The organism is Duganella sp. BJB1802, from assembly GCF_013369445.1.
Taxonomy (GTDB): Bacteria; Pseudomonadota; Gammaproteobacteria; order Burkholderiales; family Burkholderiaceae_D; genus Rugamonas; species Rugamonas vulcania_A.
Genome location: NZ_JABWEF010000016.1, coordinates 75,674 through 87,346, shown reverse-complemented (window position 1 = coordinate 87,346; position 11,673 = coordinate 75,674). Strand labels below are relative to the sequence as shown.

General features: G+C 68.0%; 7 protein-coding genes. 3 read left to right on the top strand and 4 right to left on the bottom strand.

Features of this window, described 5'->3' with window-relative positions; translation table 11 throughout:
- Positions 1 to 30 precede the first annotated feature (30 nt).
- From HUX88_RS23115 to HUX88_RS23100, 4 genes are read right to left on the bottom strand one after another with little or no spacing between them, the layout of a single operon-like run.
- Positions 31 to 1,023 carry a YncE family protein gene (locus HUX88_RS23115; RefSeq protein ID WP_176363273.1) on the bottom strand — a complete coding sequence of 331 codons (993 nt, stop codon included), beginning with the start codon at positions 1,021 to 1,023 and terminating at the stop codon, positions 31 to 33.
- 26 nt (positions 1,024 to 1,049) lie between these two features.
- Positions 1,050 to 3,656, bottom strand: coding sequence for a TonB-dependent receptor (locus HUX88_RS23110; RefSeq protein WP_217916418.1), 2,607 nt, complete (start codon positions 3,654 to 3,656; stop codon positions 1,050 to 1,052).
- 8 nt (positions 3,657 to 3,664) lie between these two features.
- The gene (locus HUX88_RS23105) at positions 3,665 to 5,044 is read right to left on the bottom strand and encodes an ATP-binding protein (protein WP_176363272.1); all 1,380 of its coding nucleotides are present in this window, start codon (positions 5,042 to 5,044) and stop codon (positions 3,665 to 3,667) included.
- Positions 5,041 to 5,694: a response regulator transcription factor gene (locus HUX88_RS23100; RefSeq protein ID WP_176363271.1), complete on the bottom strand. Its 654-nt coding sequence runs from the start codon at positions 5,692 to 5,694 to the stop codon at positions 5,041 to 5,043. The genes HUX88_RS23105 and HUX88_RS23100 overlap by 4 nt, the downstream gene beginning before the upstream one ends.
- A gap of 200 nt (positions 5,695 to 5,894) precedes the next feature.
- Here HUX88_RS23100 and HUX88_RS23095 point away from each other — a divergent pair, with 200 nt between their 5' ends.
- The 3 genes from HUX88_RS23095 to HUX88_RS23085 are packed head-to-tail and all read left to right on the top strand — an operon-like array spanning position 5,895 to position 11,361.
- A complete protein-coding gene (locus HUX88_RS23095; protein WP_176363270.1) occupies positions 5,895 to 7,256 on the top strand; it encodes a TolC family protein in 1,362 nt (453 codons plus the stop codon).
- Positions 7,253 to 8,323 (top strand): efflux RND transporter periplasmic adaptor subunit, encoded by a 1,071-nt coding sequence (locus HUX88_RS23090; RefSeq protein WP_117010406.1) that lies wholly within the window; start codon positions 7,253 to 7,255, stop codon positions 8,321 to 8,323. Before HUX88_RS23095 ends, HUX88_RS23090 begins: the two co-directional genes overlap by 4 nt.
- On the top strand, positions 8,320 to 11,361 hold the full coding sequence (locus tag HUX88_RS23085; RefSeq protein WP_176363269.1) for an efflux RND transporter permease subunit: 3,042 nt from the start codon (positions 8,320 to 8,322) through the stop codon (positions 11,359 to 11,361). Before HUX88_RS23090 ends, HUX88_RS23085 begins: the two co-directional genes overlap by 4 nt.
- Positions 11,362 to 11,673 lie beyond the last annotated feature (312 nt).

The window sequence follows — 11,673 nt, the reverse complement described above, 5'->3', positions numbered from 1 at the left end:
CTCCCGTCCCCATCGCGATTCAACCGACGGTTATTGCTCCGCCGGCGCGACCACCAGCACCTTCAACCCTCCGCCGATCGATGCCGGCAGGTAGACGTTCTTGGTCGCGGGATCGAAGGCCATCGTCTTCGCGCCGGCCGCGGTCGGTACTTGTGCCAGCACGCTGTAGCGATCGGGCGTCAGCTGCTGGGCGACGGTCAGCGTGGCGCTGTCGCCGTTGGAGACGTAGATGCGGCCGGTCGCCGCGTCGTAGGCGACGGCGTCGGGGTGGGCGCCGATGGCGAAGCCGGCCACGTGTTTGCCGTCCCGCGCGTCGACCACCGCCGCCAGCTTGTTCTTGCATGCGGCGAACAGGCGCGCATGGGCGATGTCGAGCGCCAGTCCGGTCGGCTCTTCGCAGCCGGCCAGCGGCCAGTGCGCGACCACTTTGCCGGCCGCGATGTCGATCACCTCGATCGCGTTCTGGTCCTCGATGTTGAGGTAGATGCGGCCGGCGCCGTCGCTCACCGCGAATTCCGGCCGGCCGCCGACCTTGATGGTCGAGACGATCCGCATGCTCGGCACGTCGAAGACCGTGACGTCGGCGCTGTTGCCGTTGAAGACGTACAGCTGACGGGCTTGCGGAACGTAGAGGATGGCATCGGGATTTTTTCCGCCGACCTTGACGTGCTGCCGGACCGCCAGGCTGTCGAGCGCAAACACGGTGACGCTGTCCGAGCGCCCGTTGCTGGTGAAGCCCAGGTTCAGCTCCGGCGCGAAGGCGACGCCGTGCACGCCTTCCGTGCCGGCGATGGCGCCCGCCGCTTTGTGCGTGGCGAGGTCGAGCACCTGGACCTGGTTGCCGTGGGTGACATACAGCCGCTGGTGGCTGGCGTCGATGCTGGCGTAGTCCCATTTGCCGTCGCCGCTCAGGGCGAGACGGTCCTGGATGGCGTAGCCGGCGGTGGCCGCCATGCCGTCGGGCGTGGCCAGTTGGCCCAGCAGCAGGGCGAGCAGGGCGGTGTAGCGTGCGGTGTGGTTCATAGCGTGTCCGAAGTGGTGGATGAGGATCAGTAAACGAGATTGACGCCGGCCTGATAGGTCGGGCCGTAGAATTCCCGCTGGATGGTGCGGTTGGCCGTGCCCTCGGCAAACTTGAGCGGCGTGTCGCTGAGGTTCTTCGCGTTGAGATACAGCGACACGTGCTTGTTGAGCGCGTACGCGCCGCCGAAATCGTACGACGTGCGGCGTTCGGAATACACGTCCTGCGCCGCGCTGGCGCCGATAGCCCACAAATTGCGCGACAGGGTGTACATGCCGAGACGGAGATTCCACGGGCCGGCCTCGTAGAAGACGGCCGCGTTGACGGTGTTGCGCGAGGTCGACGGCAGGGTCGAGGTCTCACCGGGCCGTATCTCGAAGCGCGAAGCGACGAAGGTGTAGTTGGCGCTGGCGCCCAGGCCGCCGAGCCAGCCAGGCAGGGCGGTGAAGCGCTGTTCGTAGTTCAGCTCCAGTCCGCGCGCGGCCGACTTGCCGATATTGGCAAACGAGTAGACGTGGGCGACGCCGACAAAACCGGCAAACAAACCGTTGTTGGGGAAGGTCTGGCTGCTCTGGCTGGCCGCGATGTAATTGCTGATCTCCTTGTCGAAGACGCCGATGGAGGCGATGCCGGCGTTGGGCAGATAGCGCTCGAACGACAGGTCGAACGAATTGGCCGTGGTGGGCTTGAGGTCCGGGTTGCCCTTGGTGACGGTGTTCGCGCCGGGATCGATGTTGAGCGAGGCCGATACCTGGCTGAAGCCCGGCCTGGCGATGGTCGAGGAGAAGGCCGCGCGCAGCAGCGTCGAGCCGCCCAGTTCATAGCGCGCCTGCACGCTGGGGAACCAGTTGACGTAGTTGCGGTCGCGGTTCTCCGGCTGGATCAGGGGATTGCCGGCGGCGTCGGCGCCCTTGGCGTTGGCCGCGTAGTTGGCGCGGGTCGCCTCCACGCGCACGCCGCCGGTCACGCCCAGCGCGCCGGCGCGCATCTGGTACTGGCCGTAGGCGGCGTAGACGTCCTCCTTGTCCTGCAGGTATTGGAGCGCGGCGTTTTGCGCGTCCGAGGCCGATACGATCTGCTGGTCCCCGTACAGCTTTTGCATCAGCCCCGGCGTGAGCTGCGGTCCGTTCTGATAGCGGTCGTCATAGAACGTGACGCCGGGACCGCCCGAGGCGGCGGTCAGCGGCAGCGCCGGCAGATTGTCGAATGAATAGGGTTGGCCGTTGACCACGCGCTTGCGCAGGCGGGCGCCGGCGCCGACCTTGAGGCTCTCTTCATCGTAGCCGCCGATGCGCGCATCCCATGCCAGGTTGGCGGCCAGCGACCATTCGTGGTCCGAGATGTCGGTGGTGCTGTTCTGCAGCTTGGCCAGCGCGTAGTTGGCGGGATTCAGGTAGTCCGCGCCGCTCACGGTGAACGCCGGCACGTTGCCCGGTCCGCTGTTGGCATAGCTGACGGTGGCCGCGCCTGACGGCGTGTAGTTGAAGTCGGAATTGTAGTCGTGCGCTTTGTTGTACGAGCCGCGCGTGTAGCCCAGACGGTAGTCCAGCACCGCGTGCTCCAGCTGGTTCTTGCCGCCGGCCATGAACACCTTGTTGTTGATGGTTTCCTGCTCGTCGCGCAAGGTCTTGTCGAAGCCGTTGGCGCCCATGCCGTCGATAAAGCCGCTGGCCGTGGCGACCGGCGCGCCGTCCGGCGTCACCGTCAGGCGCTGGCGCAGCACCGATTCGGTATAGCCGGCGTCGAAGCCGCGGACGTAGTAGCTGTTGCGCGCGTCCGGCTGGTAGCCCAGGTCGATGCCGACGCCGTGGCGCCGGCGGTGATACTGGTACCAGCGCTGGTCCCAGCCGGCGTAGGTCAGGGGGGAATGGACGCCATCGTCGAGGAAGCCCGGTTCGACATCGTCGATGCCGCGCTTGTCCTCGTAGTAGGCGGCCGTGACGACGATCGAGAACGGATGGGACGCGTAGGCGTTGCCGCTGTCCTTGTCCGCGCCGTCGCCGCCGAAACGGCTGCCGGCCGTCAGCGACAGGTCGGCGATATTGGTGCCGCGCAGCGGTTCGCGGCCGCTGCCGATGCGCGCCTCCAGGAAGGGCTTGCCATTGCGGGGCGTGGTCTTCGGCGTGATCTCGATGGTGCCGCCCAGCGCCTCGGCGTCCTGCTCCGGCAGGTTGGACTTGGTCACCGTGATGGCGCCCACCAGGCCGGTCGGGATCGCGTCCAGCGCGACGGCGCGGCCGCCGCCGAACGGCGAGGCGTTGTTCGATGGCGGCAGCCGCAGTCCGCCGAAGGTCGTGCTGTTGAGATCGGCGTCGAGGCCGCGGATATTGACGAAGCGTCCCTCGCCGGTGTCGGTCTCCAGCGAAATGCCGGGAATGCGGCGCACCGATTCGGCGATGTTCACGTCGGGCAGCTTGCGCATCTCGGCCGCCGTCATCAGGTTGATCAGGTTGGGCGCCTGCTCCTGCGCCTGGCGCGCGTTGGCGTTGGTGGCGCGCTGGGCGTCCACCACGATCACCTGGATCGCGTCGCCGGACGGCGCGGGCGTCGCCGGGTCGGCCGCGTAGGCGGGCATCAGGAACAGTTGGCTGATGAGGGCGGGAAGGAGCGCTTGCTGGATGGGTTTGGTGTGCATACATACTCTCATTGAAAATGAAGAACGTCCGGGGTGGGAAGGGCAGGGGATTCCGTCGATGGGATGGGCAGGGCAATGCGCACGGTCAGGCCGCCGGCGTCGGGCCCGCTGGCGTTCAGGGCGACCGTACCGGCCATGCGCTGGACGATGTTGTGCACGATCGCCAGTCCCAGGCCGGAGCCGCTGCCGGTGGCCGCCGCGCCGCGATAGAAGGGCGACAGCACCAGCTCGCGTTCGTGCGCGGGCACGCCGGGGCCGTTGTCGCTGACGCGGATGTGCAGCGCGGCGCCGTGGTATGCGATGTCGATGCCCACCTGGCCGCCGGGCTGGGTGTAGCGGATGGCGTTGTCGATCAGATTGCGCAGCACGGCGCTCAAGTCCATCGCGTCCGAGTGCACGCTGCAGGCCATGTCCACATTGGCGGTGAGGACGATCTGCTTGTGATCGGCCAGCGGCAGCAAGTCTTCCAGCACGCTCTGGCATACCAGGCCGACCGCGACGGCGTCCCGGTGCGCGTCCTCGCGTCCTTGCAGGCGCGCCAGCAGCAGCAACTGGGCCACCAGATGGCGCGCCCGCAGGATGCCGCGCTGCAGGGACTGCAACCTGGGCCGGGCCTGCTCACCGAGGTTCAGGCCCGCCAGCAGTTCGGCTTGCAGCGAGATGGCGGTGAGCGGCGTCCGCAGCTCGTGGGCGGCGTCGGCGACGAAGCGTCGCTGCTGCGCCAGCGCCAGTTCGACGCGATGCAGCAAGCGGTTGATGGCGGCGGTGAACGGCAAGACTTCGCTGGGCACGTCGCTGTCGTCGAGCGGCGCCAGCTGATCGTCGCCGCGCCGGTCCAGCTCCTGGGCCAGGCGCAGGACCGGCGCCAGCATATGCCGTATCAGGGCGATCATCGCCAGCGCCAATACCGGGATCAGCGCGGCGATGGGGACGATGGTGGTCTTGCCGGCGTTGTGCGCAACTTCATCGCGCACGGCGGTGCTCTGGCTGACCGCCACGCGCTCGCCGCCGGGCAGGGTGCGCAGGAACAGGCGCCGCTGCTGGCCTTGCACCTCCAGGGTCTGCAGGCCGTCCGGCAGGTCGGCCGCCAGCGGCAGCGGCAGTTCGGCGCCCTCGACGTCGCCCCACGCGCCCTGGTGCAGCACCTGGACCATGATGCGCGCGCCCACGTCCACCACCTGGTTGTCCAGGTCTTGCAGGCCGTAGGGCGTGGCCAGGTGGCGCCGCTTCGCCAGCGCCGACATCTGGCGCAGCTGGTCGTCCTGCAGCTCGTTGACCTCGTGGAAGGCGGTGCGATAGGAAACGGTGCCGGCGATGCCGGCGGCGATCAGCATCACGCCGGCCAGGCACAGCGCCAGCCTCGCTTGCAGCGAGCGCAAGGCGCTCATTTGGCCACCGCCCAGCCCATGCCGCGCACGTTGCGGATGGTGGACTGGCCGAATTTGCGGCGGATCGAATAGATCAGGAATTCCAGCGCGTTGCTCGAGACGTCGTCGTCGCTGCGGTACACCTCGCGTTCCAGCGCCTCGCGCGAGCGGATCGCCCCCGGCCTGGCGAGCAGGGCTTGCATCAGCGATGCCTCGCGCTGGGACAGCGGCGCCTCGATGCCGCCCGCGCACATGCTCAGCGAATCGAGGTCGAGCCGGATGGCGTCGGTGCCGACGTGGCGCTCGTTTTGCTTGCGGTAGCGGCGCTGCACGCTGCGCATGCGCGCCAGCAGCTCCGGCATGTCGAACGGCTTCAGGATGTAGTCGTCGGCGCCCAGGTCCAGCCCGCGCACGCGGTCGCCGAGCCCGTCGCGGGCGCTGACGATCATCACCGGCAGCAGCGGCGCGTTCTGCTGCAAGGCCTGCAAGACGGTGATGCCGTCGCAGCCGGGCAGGCCGAGGTCGAGCAGCACCAGGTCGTAGCGGGTGAAGACCGCTTCCAGCGCTTTGGCGCCGTCGCGGATCCAGTCGACCGCGAAGGCGGCCAGCTGCAGCGCCAGCTGCAGCGCCTCGCCCACCATGTCGTCATCTTCCACCAGTAGTACGCGCACGCCGGGCCATCCTTTGACTTGCAGGCGCCGGACCATCCTGCGCCTTGAACAAGCGGCAAGTATGGCGAGCAAATATGTAGGCTTGATTACAGCAAACTTAGCTGAAAGACAGCGGCTGGATATCCGACCAGGTTTAACGCGCACTTAATTCTGTCGCAAGTATCCTGCACGCATTGTTCAGCCCCCGCTTGGATTCCACTATGTTCTTGGCACTGAAAACCCCGCTGCTGCGGCATGGACTGCTGCTGGCCTGCGCCTGCGCGTCGGCCTGCTCCAGCTACCAGCCGTTGCCGCTACAGGAGGGCCAGCCGGCCAGGCTGGTGGTCGACACCCGCAGCCTGCCGTTTCCAGCGATGGCCGCGCATCGCTTTGATCCGGACGACGGTCTCGATATCGTCGAAGTGGCGATGCTGGCGGTGGTCAACAATCCTGAATTGCGGCTGGTGCGCGACGACGCGGCGATCGCCCATGCGCAATCGTTCTCCGCCGGCCTGCTGCCCGATCCACAGCTGTCCTTCAGCCGCGACCTGTCCAACAGCGGCGGGGCGGGCGCCACCACGGCGTTCGGCGCTGGGCTGAGCTACGACGTCGCCAGCTTGCTGACGCACGGCGCGCAGCACCGCGCCACCGAAAACGACGCCGCCAAGACCGACCTCACGCTGCTGTGGCAGGAATGGCAGGTGGCCGCGCAGGCGCAGCTGCTGTTCGTCAAGGTGGTGCAGGGCCGCAAGCAGATGGCGGTGTTGAACGACACGCGCCAGGTGTTCGCCGACCGTTATGCGCGCACGCGCCGGGCGCTCGACGGCGGCCTGCTGAACAGCGACGCGGTCGCGCCCAATCTGGCGGCGCTGCAGGATGTGGACCGCCAGTTGTTTGATCTGCGGAAGTTGCAAAACCAGTCCGCCCACGAACTGAACGCCTTGCTGGGACTTGCGCCCGGCACGGTCCTGGCGCTGCGGACGGACAGCGACGCCGGCGCGGTGGACGCGGCGTTGGCGCGGTCGGCGCTGGACGACCTTGCCCAGCGGCGTCCCGACCTGCGCGCGTTGCAGGCCGCGTACCAGGCCGAAGACCAGCGCTATCGCGGCGCGCTGCTGGCGCAGTTTCCCGCGCTGACCTTGGGCTTTACCCGCGCGCGCGATTCCAGCAACGTGTATTCGAGCGGGATCGGCGTCACGATGTCGCTGCCGTTCCTGAACCGCAATCGCGGCAACATCGCGATCAGCCAGGCCAGCCGCCAGAAGGCGTATGACGAATACCAGGTGCGGGTGCAGGCCGCGCGCAACGATGTCCGGCGCATCCTGGACGAACAGGCGCTGAACCTCGCCCAGGCCGCCAGGCTGGACGCCGACTTGCGGGACCAGGCCGGGGTGCTGGCGCGCAGCGACCGGGCCTTGCGCGCCGGCGACGCCGACGTGCTGGCCTACACCCTGGCGCGCTCGGCGCTGCTGGCCAGGCAACTGGAGCGCCTCGCGCTGGAGCAGGCCATGCTGGAGCAGCGGGTCGGCTTGCGCACCGTGCTCGGCATCGATATGACCAACCTTGAAAGTGTTAAACCATGACCCGAATGAACTTGATCGGCGCGGCGCTGCTGCTGGCCCTGGCCGCCGGCGGCGCCTGGTGGTATTCCCACGCGGGCGGCGCGGGCGCGGCTGCCGGCGACGAGCCCGGCGGCGGCAGCGTGCTGGTGCAGACTGTCAAGGCCAGCATGCAGCCCATGCCCTTGACCTTGAGCGTGTTCGGCGATGTCGCTGCCGGCAAGGTCGAGTCGCAGAGCCTGCCACAGGCCGGGCAGCTGACCCGGATCGCCGTCGTCGCCGGGCAAGCCGTGCGGCGCGGCGAGTTGCTGGCCGTCCTGTCCAGCGATCCGAACGCGCTGGTGGCCTATGAACAGGCGGCCAGCGCCATGGAATTCGCCCGCCGTGAGCTGGGACGGCAACGGGAGTTGCTGGCCTTGCAGCTGTCCACGCAATCCCAGGTCGATGCCGCCGCCAAGGCCGCGACGGACGCGCAGGCCATGCTGGCGGCGCAGGCGCGCCTGAACGGCGCCCACGGCTCGGTCGAGCTGAAGGCGCAGTTCGACGGCGTGGTCGCCGCCATCCCGGTCGTCCAGGGCGACCGCGTGGCGGCCGGCGCCACCATTGTCCAGCTTGGACGCACCGATGGGCTGAAGGTGCTGCTGGCGGTCGAACCTGCGCGCGTCGCCGAACTGAAGCCCGGCATGAAGGTGACGCTCGCGCCGTTGCAGGAGGACGCGCCGGCGGTCGCCAGCACCCTCGTCTCGATACAGAACATGGTCGATCCCAAGACCCAGATGGCCGGCGCGATCGCCTTGCTGCCGGCCGCCGCGCAGGCGCGGATGCCGGTCGGCAGCCATCTCCAGGGCGCGATCGAGCTGGGCAGCCGTGCCGCGTGGTCGCTGCCGCGCCAGGCGGTGCTGGTGGACGACCAGGGCGCCTATCTGTTCCAGGTGGCGCAGGGCAAGGCGCGCCGCGTGGCCGTGCGCAAGCTGGTGGAGGCCGACCGTCTGGTGGGCGTCGACGGGCCGCTCGACGCGGCGCTGCCGGTGGTGGCGCTGGGCAATTACGAACTGCACGACGGCGACGCCGTGCGCGGGAGCACGCCATGAGCGTCGCGGCATGGGCCCAGTCGCACCGCCGCTCGATCCTGTTCCTGCTGCTGATGCTGGCCATGGCGGGCATGGTGGCGGCCTTGCACCTGCCGGTCTCGCTGTTCCCGACCATCCCGTTCCCGCGGGCGGTGGTGTCGCTCGACGCGGGCGACCAGCCGGCCGAACAGATGGAAATGCTGGTGACGCGGCCGGTGGAGGAGGCGGTGCGGCGCGTGCCGGGCGTGCGCAACCTGCGCTCGACCACCAGCCGCGGCTCGGCGGAGGTGTCGATCAATTTCGACTGGGGCCGCGACATGGCCGGCGCCACGCTGGAGGTCAACGCCGCCATCGCCCAGGTGCTCGGCCAGCTGCCCGCCGGGACGCAGATGACCACGCGGCGCATGGATCCGACCGTCTTTCCCATCATCGCCTACAGCCTGGTGTCGAGCACGCTGTCGCCGGTGCAGCTGCGCGACCTGGCCGAGTACCAGCTGCGGCCTTTGCTGTCCAGTGTGAATGGCGTGTCCAGCGTGCAGACCATGGGCGGCGCGCTGGAGGAGTACCGCGTGACGGTCGATCCGGTCCGGCTGCGCGCGCACGACCTGACGCTGGACGAGGTGGCGCGCACGCTGGCGGCCGCCAATGTCCTGTCGGCGGTGGGGCGGCTGGAGGATCACTACAAGCTGTATCTGGTGATGTCCGACACCCGGCTGCAAAGCCTGGCGCAGATACGCCAGACCGTGCTGCGCAACGCGGCCGGCGCCATGGTGCGGCTGGCCGACGTCGGCACGGTGGAGCAGGCGGTGGTGCCGGAATGGACGCGCGTGACCGCCGACGGCCGCGACGCGGTGCTGTTCTCGGTGTACCAGCAACCGGGCAGCAACAGCGTGCAGATCGCCGCCGACGTCAAGGCCAAGCTGGCGGAATACCGGCGCAACATCCCGGCCGGCGTGCGGATCGCCAGCTGGTATGACCAGAGCGAGCTGGTGACGGAATCGGCGGCCAGCGTGCGCGACGCGGTGCTGATCGGCATCGGCCTGTCGGCCCTGGTGCTGCTGGTGTTCCTGCGCAATGTCAAGGTGACCATGATCGCGGTGGTGGTGGTGCCGGCGGTGCTGGCCAGCACGGTGCTGCTGCTGTCGGTGCTGGGCATGAGCTTCAACATCATGACGCTGGGCGGCATGGCGGCGGCGGTCGGGCTGATCATCGACGACGCGATCGTCATGATCGAGCATATCGTGCGCCGCTTGCAGGGCGGGCGGGGAGAAATGCACGAGCGCGTGATTTCGGCGGCGATCGAATTCACCCGTCCGCTGGCCGGCTCCAGCGCCTCGACGCTGGTGATCTTTGCGCCGCTGGCCTTCCTCAGCGGCGTGACCGGCGCCTTCTTCAAGGCGTTGTCGCTGACGATGGCGGCGGCGCTGTTCATTTCCTTCCTGCTCACCTGGCTGGCCGTGCCGCTGCTGGCCGAGCGCTTCCTCAAGGCGCGCGACGCCGAGCCGCATCCCGAATCGCGCCTGCTGCTGTGGTTGCAGCGCCACTATCGGCGGACGCTGACGGCGCTGTTCCGCCGTCCGCTGCTGGCGCTGCCGGCGGTGGCGGCGCTGGTGATGGTCGGCATCCTGGCGTTCCGGGCCGTCGGCTCGGGCTTTATGCCGGCGATGGACGAGGGCGGCTTCGTCCTCGACTACCGCAGCCAACCCGGCACCGCGCTGTCGGAGACCGACCGCCTGCTGCGCCAGGTCGAGCAGATCGTGCGCGACACTCCCGATGTGGACAGCTACTCGCGCCGCACCGGTACCGGCCTTGGAGGCGGCCTGAGCGAGGCGAACAGCGGCGATTTCTTCATCCGCCTCAAGGCCGGCAATCGCCGTCCGGTGGAAGCGGTGATGGACGATATCCGCGGCCGCGTCGAACGCGACGTGCCCGGCCTGACGATCGAAATGGCGCAGCTGATGGAGGACTTGATCGGCGACCTGACGGCCGTGCCGCAGCCGGTGGAGATCAAGATTTTCGCCGACACCCCCGAGCAGTTGAACCGCGCGGCGCAGAAGGTGGCCGCGCGCATCGCGAAAATTAACGGTGTGGTCGATGTCCGCAACGGCATCAATCCGGCCGGCGACGCGCTGCTGATCCACATCGACCCGGCCAAGGCGGCGCAGGAGGGCACCGATGTCGACGCGGTCAGCAAGTCGGTCGACGCGATGCTGAACGGCGTGGTCGCGACGCGCGTCGCCGTCGGCGCCAAGATGGTGGGCCTGCGCCTGTGGATCCCCAAGGCCTTGCGCGGCACGGATACGGCGCTGCTGCAGCTGCAACTCCGCGCGCCGGACGGCCATCTGTTCCCCCTGCAAAGGGTGGCGACGATGCAGGCGGTCACCGGCCAGCCGCAGATCGCCCGTGAAAACCTCAAGCGCATGGTGGCGGTGACCGCCCGCATCAGCGGGCGCGACCTGGGCTCGGTGATCGCCGACGTCAAACAGGCGATGGCGCAGCCTGACGCGCTGCCGGCCGGCGCGTATTTCACGCTCGGCGGGCTGTATGAGCAGCAGCAGATCGCCTTCCAGGGCTTGCTGATGGTGTTCGCCGCCGCGGCCGCGCTGGTGTTCCTGCTGCTGCTGTTTATGTACGAGAGCTTCCGCATCGCGCTGTCCATTCTGGTGACGGCGCTGCTGGCGGTGTCGGCGGTGTTCGCCGGCCTGTGGATCAGCCGGACGGAGTTGAATATTTCCGCCATGATGGGCATGACCATGATCATCGGCATGGCCACCGAGGTGGCGATCTTTTACTACTCCGAGCAGCGTGACCTGTTGCGCACCATGCCGATGGAACAGGCGCTGGTCGAGGCCGGCATCAACCGCATGCGGCCGATTGCGATGACCACGCTGGCGGCGATCCTGACCTTGCTGCCGCTGGCTTTCGCCATTGGCAAGGGTTCGGAGATGCAGCAACCGCTGGCCATCGCGATCATCTCGGGGCTGGTGGTGCAACTGCCGCTGGTCCTGTTGCTGATGCCGGTGCTGGCCTATGTAACGCGCAATCGGAACGGTGCATAGGGCGGCGGTCCTATCGTTCCCGCGCAATGAAAATTCGAAGGGGGAGTACGGAGTCAGTACGGAGTGCGGTGGGATTTTTCCGGAGCAGGTGGGAGCCATCAATCGGTCGCACTTCCTATGAGGGCTATCTTCGGAGAACTCCCATAAGGCCTGCATCAAGTTGATGCGGGCCTTTTTTCTTTGCGCCGCCGAAAGTCCGGAATGGGGAACTTGCAGGTGCAATGGGACGCGGCAGCCATCGAAATATCGAAACGGGTATCGGTACGGCTGAATAAATTATCGCGCGGTTTTTGGGTTCCGCTACATTGTCGG